Raw genomic sequence first — 20,943 nt, forward strand, 5'->3', positions numbered from 1 at the left:
GGGTGTCAACGGGTGGGGGCAGCACGCACGTGGGCGCGGCACGCCCCGGAGGCACGCCATGGCCGTCTACACGACACTTCCCCCCGAGGCCTTCACCCACGTGGCGGAGGTCTGGGGCCTGGGGGCGGTGCGCTCCATCACGCCGATTCCGCAGGGCTCCATCAACACCAACCACCGGCTGGAGACGGACTCAGGCCGCGTCTTCGTGCGCCACACGACGGTGCGCTCGCCGGAGGATCTGCGCTTCGAGGCGTCCCTGCTGGAGCACCTCTCCCGCGCGCGCTTCCCCGCGCCCGTGTTGCTGGTGCCGCCGGGGCCTTCTCCCTTCCTGGAGCTGCAAGGCGGGCGGATCAGCGTCTTCAAGTGGCTGGCCGGCGAGGAGTACACCCGCGACCGCCTCACGCCGGAGGTGCTGGAGCGCCTGGGGGCCGAGCTGGGCAAGCTGCACACCGTGACGCAGTCCTTCGGAGGCACGCGCGCGAACCCCTACGGCCCCGGCCTGGTGAAGGGCTGGCTCAACAGTCTGTCCCAGCGGCCGGAGCCGGAGCTCGTCTCGGTGGCGGAGGAGCTGGAGCGCTACCTCGCGCGCGCGGAAGCCGAGCGCCAGGGCCTGGAGCCCCGGGGCGTCATCCACGCGGACCTCTTCCTGGACAACGTGAAGTGGCTGGGCGACCGCGTGGGCGCCTTCTTCGACTTCGAGATGGCCTGCGTGGACGCGTACGCGCTGGACGTGGCCATCACCCTCAACGCGTGGTGCTTCGAGGGGGCCTACCAGCCCGAGCGGTGCCAGGCGCTCCTGCGGGGCTACCAGGACGCGCGGCCGCTGTCGGACGTGGAGAAGCGGGCGCTGTACGGCCACGCCCTCTACGGCGCGGTGCGCTTCACCACCAGCCGCATCCGCGACTACCACCTGTCCCCGCTGGGCACGGACAAGCTCGCGCCCAAGGACTTCCGCACCTACCTGTCCCGCGCGCGGGCCCTGGACGGCATGGGCCCGGACGGGCTGCGGGCGCTCGTGGGCGTGTGACGGGGAAGGCTCCGGCGGCTAGATGCCGGAGAGGATCTTCCACTCGCCGTCGACCTTCTGGAACACCATCTGCTCCAGCTCCGAGTCCGACTGGGGCCGGGCGTTGAGGCCGGGCATGCGCCAGGACGCGTTCCAGTAGTAGATGGCGAGCGCGACGTCGTCCTCGCGGAACTCCACGCGGCGGACGTTGAAGTCCACCTTGGGGTTCTGCACCTTCTGGAAGAGGGCCTGGAGGTGGGCCTGCAGGTTGTCCGCGGTGAGGTCGTCCGCCGGGTCGTCCGGGGTGCCAGCGTCGTCGCGGAACTTCGGGGACACCATCGCCTGGATGGCCTTCGCGTCGCGGGCCTCCAGGGCGGCGCGGTACTTCTCCATCACGGAGAGGATGGCGCGGGTTTCACCGGTGTCTTCCAGCTCCGTGCCGGGGATGCGCTTCGGGGCGCATGCGGCCAGGAAGAAGACGGCGCAGAGGGCGAGGAAGCGGTTGTGCATGGCGGGGCCTTATGGGTTCAACCGCATTTGTGTCAACCCATTCCCAGGCCCCGCCGCCCTCCGTGCGCTTTGACTATTTGGCGCGGATGACTTCAGCGATGAAGCGGTTGAGCACGGGCAGCTCGCCGTCGAGGATCTTCAGACCCTCCGTCTTGATGAGCGGCTCCGCGATCATCGCCACGGGCTTGAGCAGGAAGGGCACCTTGAGCGACAGCTCGCCCTCCATCTTGCGCTCCGTCTGGCCATTGCCCAGGTCGCGCAGCTTCAGCACGCCCGTGTTCACCAGCATCTTGGAGATGGTGTGGGACGTGGGCGTGTTGGTGAACGTGAGCTGCTTGGTGCGCTTGTCGTAGGTGGACGTCTCGATGAAGGCGAACCACTCCGGTGACACCTTCTTGGGACCCACGGAGGAGATGACGGGCTTGGGGCGGTAGCGCACCTTGCGGTGCACGCGGTCACCGTCCACGCGCACCTCCTGGGGCTGCAGCTCCAACAGCACGCCGTGGTGCTGGAGGAGGTACGGGAAGTAGCGCTCGTCGAGGAGCGCACGCTCCACCTCGTCCACCGTCCCCTGGATGTACTGCGTCTTCTCGAAGTGCATGCCCCATCCACCTTTCCGTCGATGCGTGAGTCGTCTCTGCGCAGGGGCCCGCGTCTAGCGGAAAGCCTGACGCGGCACCAGCGGCCCGCGATAGGCCGTTTGCTCGAAGTCACAACGGGCCTGCCACTCGGAGGCCGCCGCACGGAAGGCGGCCCCGTAGTCCGGCAGCGCCCCCACCTCATGCCGCACGGCGCCGCAGTCGCCCGCCAGGTAGGCGGCCTCGATTCGCAGCCGCGTGGCCTCCCGGCGGATGGCCTCCGGGAGGGTGGTGTCCGACAGGGCGCGCTGGAGCTGCTCGCCCGCGAGCGCCGGGGCCCCCACCTGGTGCAGCCGCCGCCCCAGCAGGTAGTGCAGCCAGGGGTCCATGGGCGCCGCGAGCAGGGCGCGGTCCAGGAGCAGGAGGCGCAGCTCCTCCTGGGGCGCGCGGAAGTACGCCTCGATGGGCGCCCGGCGCGACGGCGTCTCCAGCGCGGCCAGCTTCACCTGGGCGGTGCGCGTGAGCTCCGGTCCCGGATCCAACGCGAGCGCGGCCTGGAGGAAGGCGCGCGAACCCTCCACGTCCTCCTGGTGGAGGGCCACGTCGGCGCGGGCCACGGCCACCTCCGCGGCGAGCGCGGGCCGGTCCTTCACCTGCTCCGCGAGCCTGGCCAGCACCTTCGCCGCGTCGGGCCCGCGCTCCAGGGCGTCCAGGGCCACGGCCTGGCCCAGTTGGAAGGACGGCTCCTCCGGCTGGAGTTTCGCGGCGCGCTGGTAGCGCTCGAGCGCGTCCTGCGGGTCGCTGGCGAGCGACTCGCGGGCGGAGTCCGACAGGCGGGCCACCTCGCGGGCGCAGGCGCGGGTGAAGAGGCTGCCGGTGCGGAAGCGGGCGAAGGCGCGCGCGAGCGCGGACGCGTCCAGGGGCAGCGCGTCCAGGGTGCGCTCCCACTCGGTGACGAGCTCGTTCAGGGGCCGGCCGTAGGCCTCGTTGAAGTCCGCGTGCGCGTAGACGGTGCGCAGCTTCTCGGCGCCGTAGGTGTCCGCCAGGTAGCGCAGGAACGACCCCGCCACGGTGTACGCGCGCGCCGGGGCGGACTGGTAGAAGCCCTTGGGCCCCATGAGGTCGCGCATGTCCGGGGCCAGCCCCTGACGGCGCATGCCCGCGGCCCACTGGTGCAGGGTGAGCTCGCCCTGGACGGGGTCGTCCGCGGCCACCGCGAGCCCTTCAATCACGCCCATCAGCGGCCACACGCCCAGCCGGGTGGTGACGCGGAAGAAGCCGGAGCCCGCGGGACCCGCCATCACGTGCGCCAATTCATGGTGCAGCGTGGAGTGGGGGAAGGGCTTGTCCTGGATGTGCAGCTCCGTGCGCCAGGGCTTGGCGAACTGGGTGCGGCCGGCGCCCACCAGCCGCTGCTTCTCGTCCTCGGAGCGGTAGAGCCACACGCGCACGCGCTCGGTGGGGGCCGTGCCCAGGAAGAGGGACGTCTGGGTGAAGCGGAACTCCAGGTCGCGGGCCATGCGGTCCACGTCCTGGCGCGCCTTGCCGCGCGGGTAGTGCAGGACGAAGTGCTCCGTCTCCCGCACGCCGCCCAGCTGCTCCGCGAGGTACGCGTCGCTCATCCGCAGGCCCAGTTGCGGCGCGCGGGACTCCAGCCAGAGGATGCCCAGGGCGCAGGGGAGCACCAGGCCCAGCAGGCCACCCACGCGCGCGCCCTTCAGCGCCAGGCGCCCGGTGCGCACGTCCAGGAGCGCGATGGCGAGCCCCGCGAAGACGCCCACCCACAAGAGCGTCTCCAAACGGAACCAGCCCAGCGCGGCCGTCATCTGGAGGGCTTCGTCGTAGAGGGGGCCGGGCAGGTGGCCCAGGAAGAGGTTGAAGGCGAACACCTGGGGCCCGAAGACGATGGGCCACACCGTCACCGCCAGTGAGGCGAGCAGCAGCAGGGCGTACAGGCCCGCCGCGCCCCGGGGCCGGGCCGTCGTGAAGCCCAGGAGTACGCCCGCCGCGGAGGCCACCAGGGCGGAGGGGACGGTGAGCAGGGGGTAGAAGCCCGCCAGCTCGAAGGGGTCGCACGCGGTGCGAAGCCGGGCGAAGAGCAGGGCGCACACGAAGGGGGGGACGAGCACCCCCAGGTTCAGGACGACGCTGGCGCCCAGGGCGCGGCCCACGGCGGTTCCGGGCAGGGCGGATGCTTCCACCCGGGCGGGCAGGGCCCCGGCGCCGGTGAGGATGCGGCGCTCCTGGGCGGCGGCGGCGATGCCTGTCCCACCTCCGAGCAGGCCGACGGCGATGGACAGGGCCAGGCCCAGTTCGAAGCCCGGGACCCCGAAGAGGGGGAGGAGGACGAGGGCCGACCCCCCACCGCCAAGCAGCAGCACGGTGGCCAGGACGGCTGGACGGCCCAACAGTGCACGGGCACGGGGGAGGACTTGCCGCATGGCGTCCCCTATACTCCCCGGCCGCATGTCCGAACAGAAGAGCGGATCCGAACTGCGCACCCACGGTCGTGCGCCCATCGAGCTGAAGGTCGACTACAAGAAGCTCAATTCGTTCTTCGCTGACTACACGAAGAACATCAGCAAGGGCGGCACGTTCATCAAGACGAAGAAGCCGCTGCCCATCGGCACGCGCTTCCTCTTCAAGTTGACGGTGCCGCACCGCGAGGCACCCTTCGAGTTGTTGGGCGAAGTCGTCTGGTCCAAGGCCGACGCGGAGGAGCCCGGCATGGGCATCCGCTTCATCTACAGCAGCGAGTCCCAGCGCGTGGACTTCGAGACGCTGGTGGAGCGGCTCATGTCGGACAGCCTGGGCTCCGAGCTGACCGAGAAGCTGCTCAACAAGCCCCTGCATCCCCAGCACCCGTCATGAGGACGCGGACGCGCCTGACGTTCGTGGTGGCGGCGCTGGCCTTCGCGGGCGGCGCGTGTCAGGAAGCGCCCGCCGCGCCTCCGAAGACCGCCGCGCCCGCTCCGGCGCGTCCGAAGTCCAGGGACGTGTCGGCGGAGGATTACGTGATGCCGACCCTGCCGCGCGCGCACGTGCGGCTGAAGGATGCCTACGGTGGTGTGCACCGCGTGGAGGTGGAGGTGGCCGCCACGGGCGAGTCGCGCACGCGCGGGCTCATGTGGCGCAAGTCGCTGCCGGCCGGGCAGGGCATGCTCTTCATCTTCCCGGATGAAGAGGTGCGCGGCTTCTGGATGCGCAACACGCTCATCCCGCTGGACATGCTGTTCATCACGTCCGAGGGCCGCGTCGTGGGCATCATCGAGAACGCGGAGCCGCGCACGCTGACGAACCGCTCGGTGGGCATTCCCAGCCAGTACGTGCTGGAGGTGCCGGGCGGCTGGTGCCAGAAGAACGGCATCGTCCGCGGCGGCACGGCGGAGTTCGAGGGCGTGAGCACGCTCCCCATCACGCCGTAGCGCGGCGCTACTTCACCGCGCCGGGCTGGAAGAGGAACGTGCTGGTGTGCGTCTGCGCGGAGACGGCCTTCACGCGCTTTCGCAGGGACGCGGCGACGGCGGACAGCTCCGCCGGGTGGGGATGGGCGGACAGGCCCTGGTGGTCCACCGCCGCGAGGCTCAACGTCACCGGCACCGTGTTGCCCGCCGCGTCCTTGGCAGTGAAGCCGCCGCGCCGCAGGTCCTCGGGCCCGTAGAGCGGGACCTTCTCCGCGTCGAAGCGCTGGCAGAGCGTGCGCAACACGTCCGGCGCCACCGCGTCCGGACACACCAGCACGAAGTCGTCGCCGCCCACGTGGCCCAGGTTGGAGCCCTCCGGCAGCAGGTGCAGACACTCCGACAGCACGCTCGCCGTGTAGCGGATGACGCGGTCGCCCTGGAGGAAGCCGTAGCGGTCGTTGTACGCCTCGAAGTGGTCCAGGTCCGCGTAGATGACCGTGAACGCGCTGCCCTGGAGCGCCGCGCGGATCCACCGCTCGATCATCCGGCTGCCGGGCAGGTCCGTCAGAGGATGCGCGCCCGTCGCCGCGTGCTGCTCCAGGTCCGAGGCCCGCGCGATGAGCTGCTTCATCGTCACCGTGCCCAGGAAGTGGCCCTTCGCGTCCGTCACCACCACCGGGTCGTAGACCGTTTCGGGCGGACGGCGCATCGCCATGCGCGCCAGCGCCGTGATGGCCGTCGCGTCCTCCACCACCATCAGCGCCTCGCGCGGCGCGTCCGGAAGCGCTGACTCCGTGCTGGCGGCGCTTCCCCCGAAGCGCGCGTAGAAGTTGCGCCGCGTCACCACCGCCCGCGGCTGCTCGCCTTCCAGCAACACGACGTGGTCCTCGCCCGGCGTGCGGCGGAAGAGCCGATCCAACTCCACCGCCTGCGCCGTCACCGGCGCGCACGGCGGGCGGATGATCATGCTGCCCACCGTCTCGTCATCCTCGTGCTCTCGGTGGTGCAGCGCGCGGATGGCCTCGCGGCAACGCTCCGCGAAGTCCGCGCCCGGCCGCTGCGGCGAGCTCACCGGCCGCGCCAGCAGGTAGCCCTGCGCGTGCCGGATGCCCAGGCGCAGCAGGACCGCCAGCTCGTTCCACGTCTCCACGCCCTCGGCGATGAGCACCGCGTCCACGCGCTGCGCGAACGCCACCAGCGACTTCACCAGGTGCTGCCGGTACGTGTGCAGGTGGATGTCCCGCACCAGCGCCTGGTCCAACTTGATGAAGTCCGGCGCGCTGTGCACCAGCGTCACCAGGCCCGAGTGCCCCGCGCCGAAGTCGTCCAGCGCGATGCCGAAGCCCTGCTCCGCGTACCGCCGCGCGAGCATGCGCAGCTGCTCCGTGTCCTCGAACGTGCTGCGCTCGGTGATCTCCAGCACCAGCTGCTGGGGACTCAGGCCGTGCTGACGGAGCAGCTCCAGCGTGGACGCGCCGCCAAAGCGCTCGTCGCTCAGCACGTCCGGGCTGACGTTGAAGAAGAACGGCCCGCGCCGCTGTGCCTCCGGCAGCGTGGCGATGCGCCGCACCGCCGCGGTCCAGCACGCGCGCTCCAACTCGTAGGTGAAACCCTCCACCCGCGCGCGGTTGAACAACTCATTGGGGGACTCCACCGGGCCCAGGCCTCGCGACAGCACCTCGTGGCCGAGGACTTCGCCGCTGAGAAGATCGACGATGGGCTGGAAGACGGTGGCGACCCTCGGCTCATCACCGTTCCAGAGCCAGGGCGGTGGTGGTGCGGGCTTGCTGGGGGAGGGCAGGCTCATGGCTCCCGAAATGTACCGCGCTCCGGGGCAAGCTTCAGTCCCCCCCGACCACTCGGCAGGGCCAGCATCGAAAACGGACGCTTGCCACGGGAGTCCCCCTCAGGCCTCCCCAGGTCCTATTCCCCCTGAATCCGCTGGATTTCCGCCACCTTGGCGCCCTCGGATTCTGCTGGTGACGGATCCACCGGGGTCACCGGGGCCACGCTCGCCGCCGCCACCTGGGTCAGCGTGACCTGGGCCGCGACCGCGTCCATCGCCTGGCCCTCCTCTCCCTGGGCGGTCGAGAGGGCACGGAACCGGCGGGCCAGCGAGGCCAGCTCCGCCGCCTTCAGCTGGGCCTGACCGCTGCGCAGGGACAGGAGCGCCACGCGCGCACGCTCCAGCAGGGCCACCTCCGCGCGCAGCCTCGCGAGGATGCGCTCACGTCGCTGGCGCATGTCTCCCAGCCGCTCCACCTCCTCCGCCAGCGACGCCGCCGCGGCCTCCAACTGCCGGCGCGCCACCACGTCCGTGCTCGCGCGAGCGCTGCGCTCCAGGCTGTCGCGCTCCTCCAGCAACTCCGCGGCGGCGCGCTCCTCCAGCTGCGCCTCCACGCCCGCCCACTCGGACGCCAGCTCCACCGCGCCCTTCGTGATCCGCGCCAGCGTGCGGGCCAGCTCCTCGCGCGCGGGCTCTCGGGGCAGCTTCGCCAGGGACTGGCCGCACTGCCGGTAGAGGGACAGCGCGCGTTCGGACAGCGTGAGGAAATCACTGGAGAGCTGGGGCAGCAGCTCCTCCGCGCGCGCCTCCACCGGATCCGCCGTCAGCCCCAGGTGCGCGGCGATGGCGCCCAGCCCCACGAAGAGCCCCACGATGCCGCCCACCACCGCCGCCGCCAGCAGCGTGGGCGTGGCCACGGACGCCAGCCGCACCGCCAGGATGTTCGCCACCACGCCGCCCGCCAGCGTGAGCCCCGCGCCCAGCACGGCGCCCAGGCCGTAGTGCACGAGGGTGGGGCGGGCCTCCGCGACCTGTCCCTCCTCGCCCAGGTCGTTGAGGCGGGAGCGCACCAGCAGCGCGCCCGCGGCCGCGCCGCTCGTGGCCACGGTCCACGCGGGCGACAGGCCCAGCCCATAGGGCAGCGCGACGAGCAGCAACCCCAGGCCGCTCAACAGGCCCCGGTCCCACCGGTCACCCCGCGCGCACGCCAGCACCACCGCCGCGGGCACCACCCACGTCAGCGGCACCGGCATGCCCACGCGCAGGGAGACCCACTGCAAAAGCCCCGCTCCGGCGCCTGCCGCCAGCGCGCGCGTGACGGTGTGCTCGAAGGCTTCGCGGTGGTGGAATTGCAACACGGCGGCATTCATCGGGACACCCCGGGAACGGCCCCCAAGGGCCGGGAATGTCCCTTCGAACGCGCGGCTTGCGAAAAGGGTCTACGCCTTCGGGCGCGAGATGGGTCCCGGCTTGCCCTTCGTCACGCGCAGGTAGTCCGCGGGGGCGAGGACAAGCTGCGTCCCGCGCACCCCGGCCGACACGGCGACCTCGTCGAACAGCTCCAGCGTCTCATCCACGAAGACGGGGTAGTCCTTCTTGCCCCCCAGCGCGGTGACGCCGCCCCGGATGTAGCCGGTGAGCGGCTGCAATTCCTTGAGGGGCACGGTGTCCACCTTGCGGTCGCCGGACAGCCGCGCCAGGGCCTTCAAATCCAGCTCCGCGTTGCCGGGCACCACCGCCATCAACACGCCGGTGCGGTCGCCCTTGGCCACCAGCGTCTTGAAGACCTGCTCCGCGGGCATGCCCACCTTGGCGGCCACCGTCTCCGCGGACAGGTCGTCCGGATCCACGTCGTAGTCGCGCAAGCGGTACGCGATGCCGAGCGAGTCCAGGAGCCGGGCGGCGTTCGTCTTCATGGGCGTTACATCCCCAGGGCCCTGGCGGCGGCCTTCACGCGCTGGAGCGCGTCCTCGGGCGTGGAGCCCACCGCGGACAGGTGGCCCATCTTGCGCCCCTTGCGCGCGTCGCGCTTGCCGTACAGGTGCAGCCGGACGCCGGGCAGCGCCAGCGCCTGCGCGAACCGGGGCCCACCTTCCTGCAGCCACAGGTCACCCAGCAGGTTCACGATGGCCGCGGGGCGCACCACCTCCACGGAGCCCAGGGGCAGGTTGCACACCGCGCGCACGGCCTGCTCGAACTGGCTCGTGAGGCACGCCACCTCCGTCGAGTGGAAGCTGTTGTGCGGCCGGGGCGCCACCTCGTTGACGAGCAGCGACCCGTCCCCCAGGAGGAACATCTCCACCACCAACAAGCCCTCCACCTTCAGGCCCGCGGTGATGTCGCGCGCCACCTGCGACGCCTGCGTCAGCACGGCGGGGGGCAGCGGACCCGGCAACAGCGACCACGCGAGGATGCGCTCCTCATGGTGGTTGAACGCGGGCGGATACACCGCCAGCTGCCCGTCCGGCCCGCGCGCCACCAGCACGGACAGCTCCGCCTTCAGGTCCAGCGCGGCCTCCACCACCACGGAGCGCTCACCCAGCTCCTTCCACGCGACGCCCGCCTCGGAGGCCGACTTCACCTCGGACTGGCCGCGCCCGTCGTAGCCGCCCTCGCTGGACTTGATGAAGCATTTGCCGCCCAGCGCGGTGATGGCCTGGGACAGCTCCGCCTCCGAGTTCGCCTCGCGCCACGGGCCCAGCGGGAAGCCGCCCTTCGCGAGCCACGCCTTCTGCCGGCCGCGGTGCTGCACCACCTCCAGCACGGAGGCGCCGGGCCGCATGGGCGCGTGCCGGGATACGGCATTGAGCGTGGCCAGCGAGACCTTTTCAATCTCCAGCGTCACCACGTCGCACTGGCGCGCCAGGTCCTCGGCCGCCGCCGTGTCGGTGAAGGACGCGGTGAGGCAGCGGTCCACCACGGAGCGGGACGGGCACGCCGAGTCCGGATCCAACGCCTGCACCTGGTAGCCCAGCGTGCGCGCCGCGAGCGCCATCATGCGCCCCAACTGTCCGCCGCCCAGGATGCCCAGCGTCCCTCCGGGAAGCACCATGGGGCCGCTCATCCCGCCACCTCGCGCTGCGCCAGCACCTCATCCGTGCGGGCCTTGCGCCAGGCGGCCAGCCGCTCGCGCAGCTCCGGGTACTTCAGCGCCAGGATGGCCGCCGCGTGCAGCGCCGCGTTGGCGGCCCCCGGCTTGCCAATGGCCTGCGTGCCCACCGGGACGCCCTTGGGCATCTGCACGATGGAGAGCAGCGCGTCGAAGCCGGACAGCACCGTGGTGGGCATGGGCACGCCCAGCACCGGCAGGAGCGTCTTGCTGGACACCATGCCGGGCAGGTGCGCCGCGCCGCCCGCCGCGGCGATGATGACGGACAGGCCGCGGCCCTCCGCGCTGGACGCGTACTCCATCATCCAGTCCGGCGTGCGGTGCGCGGACACGACGCGCACCTCGTGCGGGATGCGCAGCTCGGCGAGGATGTCGATCGCCGGTTGCAGGTGCTCCAGGTCGCTCTTGCCGCCCATGATGACCCCGACCCACGGGGTGCTCGCGCTCGCCGCCATGCTTGTTTCGCGCCTCCTGTGCGCCCTGCTTCCAGGGGGTGAAGCCTGGAAGAACGCGGAGATAGGGCCACGCGATTCCGGAGGTCAACCGCGAAGATGTGACGTCGCGATGGCGGGCGGGCAGGGGGGCGGGCGATGCCCCCTCGCACGCCCTGGACCTGACACTCAGTACGTCGAGCCCATGCGCCCGAAGCTCTTGAGCGCCTTCACCTTGCTGTTCTTCACGGCGGCCTTCTGCGCTTCATAGGAATCCGCGTCGTCGTATTCCTGCATCGCGCGGCTCTGCTCGGCCTGATCCGCCGCCACCGCCGCCGCGCCCGCCACCGCGCCCGCCTCCTCGAAGAGGGCCTGGTTCTGGGAGAGGTAGCCCTTCGCCTCCGCCTTGTTGCCCTGGGCCATCGCCTCCGCGGCCTTCTGGAGGTTCTGCGCGCTGCGGGCCCGGGCCGCGTACACCGTGGCCTCCTTGTCCTGGCGCTGGACCACTTCCTCCTGCACGTTGGTGGCCACCGCGGCCAGCACGGACTGGTCCTCCACGTTCTTCTGCACGAGCAGGTCCGTGTACGCGACCTTCAGCCCCGCCACCTGCACGGACTGGCCCGGCGCGATGCCCGTCACGTGCAGCCGCGCCACCACGCGCTCCACCTGGCCCGCGGAGAAGTCCGGCAGCGCCACGCGCACGGTGTTGCCGGCCTGGTGCGCGCGGTAGCCCAGCACCTCGCCCAGCGTGGTGCCCGGGGGCAATTCGAACGACAGCTCCACGTTGCGCGCCACCGCGGTGGTGGCCTGCTGCAGGTCGCGCTGGAAGAGGGTGGACAGCTTGCTCGCGTCCTCGAGGAAGCCGTACGCGCCGGCGCCGTACTCCGCGAAGGCCTGCATCAGGTCCTCGTTGAAGTCCGTGCCCACGCCAATGGAGCTCACCGTGATGCCGGAGGCGCGGATCTCCCGCACCACGTTCTTCAGCCCCTCCTCGTCGGACACGCCTTCGGTGGGCTGGCCGTCGCTCATCAGGATGAGGCGGTTCACCGAGGCCGTCCCGCCCATGGCGGAAGCGAGCTGCGTGCGGCCCACGGACAGGCCCGCGCTGATGTTGGTGCCGCCGTCATCCCAGATGCCGTCGATGAACTGGAGCATCCGCTCGCGGTTGCCCGAGGTGGCCGGCAGCGACGGCAGGCTCTTCACGTCGCTGCCGTAGTGCACGATGGCCAGCCGGTCCTCGTCGCGCAGCAGCGACACCAAGTGCCGCGCGGCCTGCTTCGCCTGCTGGAGCTTGTAGCCGCTCATGGACCCGGACCGGTCGATGACCACCGCCAGGTTCACCGGGCTCCTCTTCGCCCCGGGCACCTCCGCGCCGGTGAGGTCCACCGTCACGTACGTCTCCGAGGGGCCCACCGGCACGTACGGGTGCGACAGCCGGCTCGTCACCTGGAGGCTGCCCGTGGACGCGCGCGGCCCCGGCTGCGGGACGGGCGGGGGCGGCGTCACGACGACGTGCGGCGTGGGCGGGAGACCGCCCCCGCGGGGCATGCCCAGCACCAGCGCGGTGAGGGCAAGGCCACCAGCCAGGGCGAGGAACAGGACCGTACGATTCATGGCAGGGCTCCAAAGGCGTTTGAAACGCGGGCCCTGCCTTTACGAACGGGGTGCGCGAAAAGGTCTAACCCTTTCGCGCGAGGCGACTGTTCAGTGCGCCGTTCAGTTGCCCTGGGCCGCCGCGACGGCGCCCGCGCAGAAGTAGGGCGAGTTGTTCTCGCCGAAGGTGCGCCGGTAGAAGCCCTCGTCCGCGATCTTGATGGCGTCCAGCGTGTCCTGGTCCAGGAGCAGGGGACGGCACGTCATGCGCTCCTTGAGGCCCTCCTCCACGTCGCCCACGGTGCGGGTGATCTCGCAGCCCGTCGTGGTGCCCTGCACGCATTCCTTGCTGCAGTAGCCCAGGGCGAACGCCTCCGGGTTGTCGCTGCGGGGGCTCTGGTCGTCACGGACGCAGATGAGGTCCTCGCAGTCCAGCGAACCGAAGGAGATGAAGTCCTGATCCACGGCGATGTCCTTCTCCTGGATCTCCACGAACTTGCGGCCCTGCGCCTCCCGCTCCTGGTCCGTGGCCCTGCGCACCAGTTGGCACGGCTTGCCCAGCTCGGTGGTGACGTCGCAGCCTCCCAGCATCAGGGCGGCGGACAGGAAGAGCGCGGTTCGCACGAACATCTTTCAGACCTCTAGGAAGGATGGAAACAGGGCGCGCCAAGGGGGGAAGAGCGACGCCCGGAACCCGCGAACGGTAGCACACCACTTTCGCGCGCCAACCCCTGACCCTCGGGGCGTGAGCACAGTGGAATTGTGAAGCGATACGGGAGGAATACAGAGGAGGCAGGCGCATTCTGCTGGTTGATGGTTGGGAATACGGCCGATAGGATGGTGCGGCTGATGTCATGCTGCCTTCCGGTGGCAGTACGTTCCCTCCCCCCACGGAGCGCCCGGACTTGAACCGCCCCACGCTGCTGCTTGCGCTGAGCCTGATGTGGCCCGCGCTGGCCCCCGCCCAGAACCAGCAAGGCATGGGCCTCGATCTGACCGAGGACTCCCAGGCCAAGCCACCCGAAGAGAACCCCGCGCCGCCGCCGGACGAGGAAGCCCGTCCCGCGTCGCCGCCTGCCGCCGCCCCGGCGAAGGACATCCCGATCGAAGCGCTGATGCCGCTCACGGACATCACCCAGGACGACCGGGTGAAGAGCGTTCAGCGCAAGGTCTACCTGAAGAAGAACCGCCTGGAGATCTCACCGTTCGTGAGCATCTCCGTGAACGATCCGTTCTATTCGAAGTTCGGCGGCTCGCTGCGCGCGGCCTGGTACCTGTCGGACACGCTGGCCATCTCGGCGCGTGGCTCGCTCATCCAGGTCATCCCGTCGGATGACGTCCGCACGGCGAAGCGCACCTTCAACAGCAAGATCTACAGCTCCGTGCCGAACTGGTCGGCCATGGGCGACCTGGAGTGGGCGCCGCTCTACGGCAAGGTGTCCTTCCTCAACTCCATCCTCCACTTCGACGGCTACCTGCTGGGTGGCATGGGCGTGGTGAGGACGGAGACCTCCGCGCTGCCGGACCGCGGCCTCAACCCGGCCTTCGACCTGGGCCTGGGCATGCGCTTCGTCACCAAGGACTACCTGGCCGTCAACGTGGCCCTCATCAACACCTCCTACGTGGACCAGCCCCTGGGCAGCAGCAAGGGCGCCCTCCAGAACGTCATGACCCTCAACGCGGGCATCTCCATCTTCCTGCCCCTCAAGTCGACGGGGAGGGAGTCCGAATGAAGCCCGCCTTCCGTCTGCTCCTGACCCTGTGCGCCGGCGTGCCCGCGCTCGCTGGCGCCGACCAGGCCCCCGCGCCGGCCGCCGCGGCTCCGGCTCCGGCCACGCCCGCTCCGGCCCCCGCGACCCCGGCTCCGAAGACCGCGGCCAACTCCAACCCGCCCGCCACCTCCCAGGAGGAGGAGGCCGGCGACGTGTCCGAGGTGGACAAGGACGCCCTGGGGCCCCTTCGCGAGCGCATCCGGCCGGTGTCCGGCCACATGTTCCTCAAGAAGGGTCGCTTCGAGGTCAGCCCGTCCGCGTCCATCACCATCCGCGACGCGTTCTTCAAGAAGTACCTCTTCGGCGGCACCGTCACCTACTTCCCCATGGAGACGCTGGGCGTGGGCCTGCGCGGCGGCTACGCGCTGAACTCCGTGGCGGGCTCCGCGCAGATCTGCACCTTCACGCCGGGCGAGGGCGGTGACACCCGCGGCTGCCGCGCGCCCTCCAAGGGCGAACTGGACGGGTACGCGCCCGGCCAGTTGACGCTGATGGGCGGCGTGGACGTCCAGTGGGCGCCCATCTACGGCAAGCTGTCGCTCCTGGCGGAGAAGTTCGTCCACTTCGACATGTACGGCGTCGTGGGCGGGTCCGTCGTCCAGTACAAGGGCCCGGCGGAGCCGCTGGCGGACGGCTCGCCCGTCGCGGGCAGCAAGTCGTACCTCACGGGCGGCGGCAACGTGGGCGTGGGCCTGCGCTTCTTCTTCAACCGCTGGATGACGCTGCGCACGGAGCTGCGCGACATCATCTACGTGGAGAAGGGCCGGGAGCCCACGCCCAGCTACCTCCGCAACCAGATCCTGTTCGAGCTGGGCCTGTCCTTCTTCTTCCCCTCCGGTTCCTAAAGACTCATGCGCACCCACCGGTTCCTCCGCCTCGCCGTCCTCGGGCTCACGCTCGCGTACACGGCCCCCACGCTGGCCCAGTCCTTCGAAGGGCTGGACCTGGCGGGTCAGTCGAAGAAGAAGAAGAAGGGGGCCTCTTCGAAGGCTTCCTCGAAGAAGAAGGCGTCCGCCAAGCGCGGCAAGGGCAAGGTCACCGCCCCGGCCGAGGACACCTCCGAGGAGTCCTCCTCCGCCACCAGCGACACCGCGCCTGTGGGCAACCCCGCCACGCCGCCCGCCGCGGTGACGACGACGCCCGCGCCCACGGCCACCCCGGCCGCGCCCGCCGCGAAGCCCACGCCGAGCGCGAAGCCGGCCGCGCAGGGCAGCCCCGGCCTGGGCCTGGACCTCACGGGTGACAACGACAAGCCGCCCGCGCCCACCATGACGTTCGACGCGGTGGACGTGTCCGGCAAGACGGCGGACCGCCAGCGCCTGGACGCGGCCATCAGCCTGTTCAAGAACGACGAGTACGAGAAGTCCGCGATGGCGGCCCACGAGCTGTTGGGTGACCCCAAGCTCCAGGGCCTGCACGTGGAGGCGCGCTACGTGCTCGCCAAGTCCCTGTACCGCATGGGGCTGTACCACTCGTCGCTGGGCGAGTTCTCCAAGATCCTCGCCGCGGGCCCGTCCACGAAGTTCTTCAAGACGAGCCTGGAGTGGCTGTTCTTCATCAGCCGCAAGACGCAGAACGAGACGGTCATCCTGGATGAGATCGCCCGGTACGCGAACTACGAGTTCCCGGAGAAGTTCCGCAACGAGTTCCGCTACCTGCTGGCGCGCTACCACTTCGTGCGTGGCCGCGCGCTGGATCAGGTGGGCCAGACGGAGAACGCGGACAAGTCGTTCGAAGAGGTGAAGCGGCTGGCGCTGACCATCCCGCGCACGGACGCGTTCTACCCGCGCGCGAAGTACCTGGAGGGCCTGGCCTTCTTCCGCAACGGCACGGCCCACAAGGACGCGGCGGCCAAGCGCGGCAACACGGACGTCATGGCGTCCGTGGAGGCCATGAAGGAAGTGGTGCGCCTCACCCGTCCCCAGGCGGGCCGCACCGGCGAGGCGGCGAAGCTGGACAAGTCGCTGCGCGAGCTGGCCTTCATGCAGCTGGCCCGCACGCACTACGGCATGCAGCAGAACCGCTTCTCCATCTTCTATTTGAACAAGGTGGAGCGCGGGAACACGCAGTGGCTGGAGGCCCTCTTCGAGTCCTCCTGGGCCAACTACCGCATCGGCCAGTACGAGCAGGCACTGGGCAACCTCATCACCCTGTCGTCGCCCTTCTTCCGCGAGGAGTACTTCCCGGAGGCGCTCATCCTCAAGGCGGTCATCTATTACGAGAACTGCCGCTACCGGGAGTCCAACCTCATCCTCCAGGACTTCGAGCGCACCTACCTGCCCGTGCACGACGAGCTGGACGGGCTCGTGAAGAAGAACATGGAGGCCTCCGAGTACTACACGGTGCTCGCGGACGTGCAGAAGAAGAACAAGGACGGCCTGGAGAAGAACGGCACGGACGTCATCCTGGAGCGCATCCTGCGGCTGGCCCTCACGGATCAGGACCTGAAGAAGACCAACGACTCCATCCTGGAGCTCGAGGGTGAGATGGACCTGTTCGGCAACAAGGGCGACACGTTCAAGTACTCGGAGCTGACCAAGCAGTTGTTGGAGGAGCTCAAGGTCCAGCGCACCAGCCTCATCTCCAAGGCCGGCATCATGGCCAAGGGCAAGCTGGAGTCGGAGCTGGGCGCGCTCAAGCTGCTCTTGGCCAACGGCCTGCGCATCAAGTTCGAGACGACCACCAAGGAGAAGGAGTTCCTGGAGGAGCAGCTCAAGGCGGGCGGCCGCACGGCCATCGTCAAGAAGTACAAGTACTCCGTGGCGGTGGCGGACGATCAGCTCTACTGGCCCTACGAGGGCGAGTACTGGCGTGACGAGCTGGGCACGTACCAGTACACGATGACCAAGGGCTGCATCGAGCGCGACACGGCCAACCGCCGCATCCAGTCCGCCGAGGCGATGTAGACGCCCAGCGCTGAGAGTGGGATTGTTCCCGGCCGCCGGAGCGCCCGTTGCGCGCTCCGGCGGTCTTGTCTTTTCCAACGGTCCCTCGAAGGGACGAGGGAGTGCGAAGTTGGCTCGGGAGGCGTCGCTGCGGGTGGTGTTCGGCATCGCCGTCCTGGACCTCATCGGGTTCGGCATCCTGATTCCGCAGCTGGGCGTGTACGGCGTGCGCTTTGGCGCTTCCCCCTTCGCGGTGGGGCTGCTCGTCGCGGTGTACTCGCTGATGCAGTTGGTGGCGGCGCCCATCATGGGGCGGCTGTCGGACCGGTTCGGCCGGCGGCCGGTGCTGCTCATCTCCCAGGTGGGCTCGCTGCTGGGCTACGTGCTGTTCGCCTTCGCGCACACGCTGCCCCTGTTGTTCCTGTCCCGCGTCATCGACGGGGTGTCCGGCGGCAACGTGTCCACGGCGCAGGCGGTGGTGGCGGACATCACCAAGCCGCACGAGCGCGCGCGGGGCATGGGCATCATCGGCGCGGCGTTCGGGCTGGGCTTCGTCCTGGGGCCCGCGCTGGGCGGCGTCCTGGGGGCGTGGGGCGGCAACCTGGCCATCGGCCTGTTCGCGGCGGGGCTGTCCGCGCTGAACCTGCTCAACACCTGGTTCTTCCTGCCGGAGACGCGCAGGGCGGACTCGCCGTCCGCGACGACGCGCAGCATGCGGGGCGCCACCGCCGTGTTGACGCTGCCCGTCGTGGGCCGGTGCGTGGTGCTGGTGCTGCTCTACACGGTGGCCTTCGCGCAGATGGAGGGCACCTTCTCCGTGTACCTCCTGACGCGCTTCCTCTCCTCCGGGCCGGTGCCGCTGGAGGGCGGGTGGCTGGTGCACGCGGTGCATCCGGACGCGTCCATCCTCAAGGAGGCGAGCCTGCGCTCCGGGGCGCTCTTCGCGGTGGTGGGCGTGCTGTCCGCGCTGGTGCAGGGCGGGCTGGTGCGCCGGTTGGTGGCGGCGCATGGCGCGCCGGGCCAAGGGGCGGAAGGTGCCTCGGGGGGCAGGGGAGGGCGGGAGGCCCCGGTGGCCGTGGTGGGCTTCGGGCTGACGGCGGTGGGGCTGGCCCTGCTGCCCGTGGCGCCGTCGTACGGGTGGCTCTTCCCGGTGATGGGCCTGCTGGCGGTGGGCTCCGCGCTGGTGACGCCGTGCCTGTCCGCGCTGGTGTCCCTGCACGCGCCCATGGAGCGGCAGGGGGCGGTCCTGGGGGCGTATCAGGCGTCCGGCTCGCTGGGCCGCATCGTGGGGCCCGCGCTGGGCGGCCTGCTCTTCACACGACTGGGCCCGGCGGCGCCTTATGGGACGGGCGCGGTGCTGGTGGCGCTGGGTGGACTTTTGGCACTGTCGTTGGTGTCACAGGTGCGAATGTCGGGAGCAGGCGCGGAGCAAAGCTCATAGGATGGGGACCATGGTGGGCAAGCCGCAGCACATCACCATCGCGTTCGACGTGATGGGGAGCGATCACGGCCCGGCGGAGGTGGTGCGAGGCGCTGCCCAGCTTTCGCTGGAGTCTCCGCACATCCACGCGTTGCTCGTGGGAGACCGGCCGGTCATCGACGAGGCCTTGGCGGGCATCAAGCACAACGGGGAGCGCATCTCCGTGCACCACGCGGGCGACTACGTGGGCATGGACGAGAAGCCCGGCGAGGCGCTGGCGCGCAAGCCCGAGTCCTCCGTGGCGGTGGCCGCCCGGCTGGTGGCGGAGGGGGAAGCGCACGCGCTCGTCTCCGCGGGCAACACGGGCGCGGGCGTGCTCGCGTGCAAGCGCCACTTCCAGCTCATTCCCGGCGTGCGCCGCGCGGCCCTGGCTACGGTGTACCCCACGCGGGGCGTGCGAGGCGCGAAGCAGGACCCGTTCAGCCTCATCCTCGACGTGGGCGCCACGGTGGAGGCCACCGCGGAGGACCTGGTGGCGTTCGCCGTCATGGGCAGCGCCTACGCGCGCATCATCTCCCGCAACGAGCGGCCCAAGGTGGCGCTGTTGTCGAATGGCGTGGAGCCCCAGAAGGGTCCGCCCCGGGTGGTGGAGGCGCACCAGCGGCTGTCGCAGATGCCGGGGCTCAACTTCACGGGGAACGTGGAGGGCATCGACATCCCGCGCGGCACGGTGGATGTCATCGTCACCGACGGCTTCGTGGGCAACGTGTGCCTGAAGATGCTGGAGGGCGTGCACGACACGGTGATGGAGCTGGCCCAGTACGCCTACAAGGAGAGCCTGCGCTGGCGCGCGGGCCTGGCCATGCTGTCCTCCGGCATCGAGCGGCTCAAGGACATCACGGACTGGGAGCAGTACGGCGGCGCGCCCATCCTGGGGTTCGACCGCATCTTCATCAAGGCGCACGGCCGCTCCAAGGCGCGCGCCATCGCGAACGCGGGCAAGGTGGCCGCGAAGGCGGTGGCGAACGAGCTGGGCACCGCCATCCAGGAGGGCCTGGCGAAGTGAGCCTGCCGGACCGCATCGACCCGCGACCCCCGCGCCGCATCTACCGGTGGGACCTGGACAAGACGTACCTCCAGACGGACTTCGAGTCGCTGCGCGACCTGTTCCGCACGGCGTTCCAGAAGGCCCATGAGAAGGTCGCCATCCCGGGCGCGTCCGCCCTCATCCGCGAGCTGGCGGAGCAGGGGGACTCGCGGCTGTGCATCGTGTCCGGCAGCCCCAAGCAGATGCGCGCGGTGCTGGAGGAGAAGCTCAAGCTGGACGGCATCCAGTGGGACGAGTTCGTCCTCAAGGACAACGTGGGCAACCTCTTGCGTGGGCGCTTCCGGGCGCTGCGCGGCCAGGTGGGCTACAAGCTGCCCGCCATCCTGGAGAGCCGCGTCCACGCGCCGGTGGAGGCGGAGGAAGTGCTCTTCGGTGATGACGCGGAGGCGGACGCGTTCATCTATTCGCTCTACGCGGACCTCATCGCGGGCCGGGTGGACGAGCGCGTGCTGTCCCAGGTGCTGGAGGCGGGCGGGGTGTACCCGGACGACGCCGCGCGCGTGCACGAGGCGTGGAAGAAGATTCCCATCGCGGACCCCGTGCGGCGCATCTTCATCCACCTGGACAAGCTGACGCCGCCCGCGCACTTCACGCCCTACGGCCCGCGCGTGGTGCCCATCTTCAACTACTTCCAGGCGGCGCTGGTGCTGCTGGCGGACGGCCACCTCACGGCGCCGCAGGTGCTGAAGATCGCCGTGGAGATGGTGCAGACGGCGGGGCACAACATCATCACGCTGTCGAACTCGTTCCAGGACCTGCTGAGGCGCGGGTTGCCGTTGCAGCAGGCGGCCATCGCGCTGTCCCAGGCGATGGAGGGCCCCAACGCGCTGCTCAAGGCCATGCGCCCCATGCCGGACATCCTGGCCGCGTTCAGCAAGCGCCTGGCCGCGCTGGGCACGCAGCCGCCCCCGCCGCGCGTGCAGGCGGTGGACTACGTGTCGCTCATCTCCCACGCGCTGCCCCGGACCCACAAGGGGCGCACCCTGAAGCCGCCCACCTGAGGCTCCGGGCCTTGATGCTCGGCCGCCTGCCTGCCTTGCGGCCCCTCCAGCTCAAGGGGCCCGTGGCGGCCGGGGTTCGGCCTGGACCCGGTGTTATCCAGTGGAAGCGCCTCCCCACGGGCAGCGGGCGCACGGCGGGCGGGCAGGGGGCCCCGGGTGGACCCCCGACGTCCCTGAAGAATGTCCTTAGCCGCGACCCCCATGGGTGGGAGGATGCGTGCTAGACGGCTGCCCTTCCGAGGCGAATGACGCGAGACCCGACCCATCCCCCGCCCCATGGCGGAACGCTGCCAGCCGCGCCCGGAGACGACGCGCGCGGAGAGGCCTCCTTCGAGGCGGC

The 20,943-nt window shown here is 70.5% G+C and carries 19 protein-coding genes; 9 read left to right on the forward strand and 10 right to left on the reverse strand.

Translation table 11 applies throughout. From position 1 onward, the window contains the following. Positions 1–58 precede the first annotated feature (58 nt). A complete protein-coding gene (locus tag JYJ93_RS15455; RefSeq protein WP_206791975.1) occupies positions 59–1,027 on the forward strand; it encodes a homoserine kinase in 969 nt (322 codons plus the stop codon). A gap of 18 nt (positions 1,028–1,045) precedes the next feature. On the opposite strand, the gene JYJ93_RS15460 is transcribed toward JYJ93_RS15455, so the two are convergent. The 3 genes from JYJ93_RS15460 to JYJ93_RS15470 form a co-directional block, all read right to left on the reverse strand. After that, positions 1,046–1,516 carry a nuclear transport factor 2 family protein gene (locus tag JYJ93_RS15460; RefSeq protein ID WP_206791984.1) on the reverse strand — a complete coding sequence of 157 codons (471 nt, stop codon included), beginning with the start codon at positions 1,514–1,516 and terminating at the stop codon, positions 1,046–1,048. Between the two features lie 73 nt (positions 1,517–1,589). Next, positions 1,590–2,117, reverse strand: coding sequence for a hypothetical protein (locus JYJ93_RS15465; protein ID WP_120619842.1), 528 nt, complete (start codon positions 2,115–2,117; stop codon positions 1,590–1,592). A gap of 54 nt (positions 2,118–2,171) precedes the next feature. Beyond that, positions 2,172–4,535, reverse strand: a complete 2,364-nt coding sequence (locus JYJ93_RS15470) for a hypothetical protein (RefSeq protein ID WP_206791986.1) — start codon at positions 4,533–4,535, stop codon at positions 2,172–2,174. A gap of 25 nt (positions 4,536–4,560) precedes the next feature. On the opposite strand from JYJ93_RS15470, the gene JYJ93_RS15475 reads away from it, so the two are divergent. Next, positions 4,561–4,965, forward strand: a complete 405-nt coding sequence (locus JYJ93_RS15475; RefSeq protein ID WP_120528360.1) for a TIGR02266 family protein — start codon at positions 4,561–4,563, stop codon at positions 4,963–4,965. Further along, a complete protein-coding gene (locus tag JYJ93_RS15480; RefSeq protein ID WP_206791988.1) occupies positions 4,962–5,519 on the forward strand; it encodes a DUF192 domain-containing protein in 558 nt (185 codons plus the stop codon). The genes JYJ93_RS15475 and JYJ93_RS15480 overlap by 4 nt, the downstream gene beginning before the upstream one ends. Before the next feature lie 7 nt (positions 5,520–5,526). Here JYJ93_RS15480 and JYJ93_RS15485 read toward each other — a convergent pair whose 3' ends face one another. The 7 genes from JYJ93_RS15485 to cglC form a co-directional block, all read right to left on the reverse strand. After that, a complete protein-coding gene (locus JYJ93_RS15485; RefSeq protein ID WP_206791989.1) occupies positions 5,527–7,305 on the reverse strand; it encodes a GGDEF domain-containing protein in 1,779 nt (592 codons plus the stop codon). 116 nt (positions 7,306–7,421) lie between these two features. After that, a complete protein-coding gene (locus tag JYJ93_RS15490; RefSeq protein ID WP_269012591.1) occupies positions 7,422–8,642 on the reverse strand; it encodes a hypothetical protein in 1,221 nt (406 codons plus the stop codon). 81 nt (positions 8,643–8,723) lie between these two features. Beyond that, a complete protein-coding gene (gene ybaK, locus JYJ93_RS15495; RefSeq protein ID WP_206791999.1) occupies positions 8,724–9,200 on the reverse strand; it encodes a Cys-tRNA(Pro) deacylase in 477 nt (158 codons plus the stop codon). Positions 9,201–9,205: 5 nt separating this feature from the next. Then, positions 9,206–10,348, reverse strand: coding sequence for a 5-(carboxyamino)imidazole ribonucleotide synthase (purK, locus tag JYJ93_RS15500; RefSeq protein WP_206792000.1), 1,143 nt, complete (start codon positions 10,346–10,348; stop codon positions 9,206–9,208). Continuing rightward, positions 10,345–10,848: a 5-(carboxyamino)imidazole ribonucleotide mutase gene (gene purE, locus JYJ93_RS15505; protein WP_014398343.1), complete on the reverse strand. Its 504-nt coding sequence runs from the start codon at positions 10,846–10,848 to the stop codon at positions 10,345–10,347. The genes purK and purE overlap by 4 nt, the downstream gene beginning before the upstream one ends. Positions 10,849–11,013: 165 nt before the next feature. Next, on the reverse strand, positions 11,014–12,438 hold the full coding sequence (locus JYJ93_RS15510) for a VWA domain-containing protein (protein ID WP_206792002.1): 1,425 nt from the start codon (positions 12,436–12,438) through the stop codon (positions 11,014–11,016). 102 nt (positions 12,439–12,540) lie between these two features. Then, entirely contained in the window at positions 12,541–13,047 is a 507-nt protein-coding gene (gene cglC, locus JYJ93_RS15515; RefSeq protein ID WP_206792011.1) for an adventurous gliding motility lipoprotein CglC, read from the reverse strand. A gap of 275 nt (positions 13,048–13,322) precedes the next feature. Here cglC and JYJ93_RS15520 point away from each other — a divergent pair, with 275 nt between their 5' ends. The 6 genes from JYJ93_RS15520 (at position 13,323) to JYJ93_RS15545 (ending at position 20,603) form a co-directional block, all read left to right on the forward strand. After that, entirely contained in the window at positions 13,323–14,150 is an 828-nt protein-coding gene (locus tag JYJ93_RS15520; protein ID WP_206800321.1) for an outer membrane beta-barrel domain-containing protein, read from the forward strand. Next, positions 14,147–15,034, forward strand: coding sequence for an outer membrane beta-barrel domain-containing protein (locus tag JYJ93_RS15525; protein WP_206792013.1), 888 nt, complete (start codon positions 14,147–14,149; stop codon positions 15,032–15,034). Before JYJ93_RS15520 ends, JYJ93_RS15525 begins: the two co-directional genes overlap by 4 nt. 6 nt (positions 15,035–15,040) lie before the next feature. Then, positions 15,041–17,095 carry an adventurous gliding motility protein GltC gene (gene gltC, locus JYJ93_RS15530; RefSeq protein WP_206792015.1) on the forward strand — a complete coding sequence of 685 codons (2,055 nt, stop codon included), beginning with the start codon at positions 15,041–15,043 and terminating at the stop codon, positions 17,093–17,095. Between the two features lie 109 nt (positions 17,096–17,204). Then, a complete protein-coding gene (locus tag JYJ93_RS15535; protein ID WP_206792017.1) occupies positions 17,205–18,515 on the forward strand; it encodes an MFS transporter in 1,311 nt (436 codons plus the stop codon). 10 nt (positions 18,516–18,525) lie between these two features. Continuing rightward, a complete protein-coding gene (gene plsX / locus JYJ93_RS15540; protein WP_206792020.1) occupies positions 18,526–19,560 on the forward strand; it encodes a phosphate acyltransferase PlsX in 1,035 nt (344 codons plus the stop codon). Next, positions 19,557–20,603, forward strand: a complete 1,047-nt coding sequence (locus JYJ93_RS15545) for a phosphatase domain-containing protein (protein ID WP_206792021.1) — start codon at positions 19,557–19,559, stop codon at positions 20,601–20,603. The genes plsX and JYJ93_RS15545 overlap by 4 nt, the downstream gene beginning before the upstream one ends. Positions 20,604–20,943 lie beyond the last annotated feature (340 nt).

The organism is Corallococcus sp. NCSPR001 (assembly GCF_017309135.1).
In the GTDB taxonomy this organism is placed as follows: Bacteria; Myxococcota; Myxococcia; order Myxococcales; family Myxococcaceae; genus Corallococcus.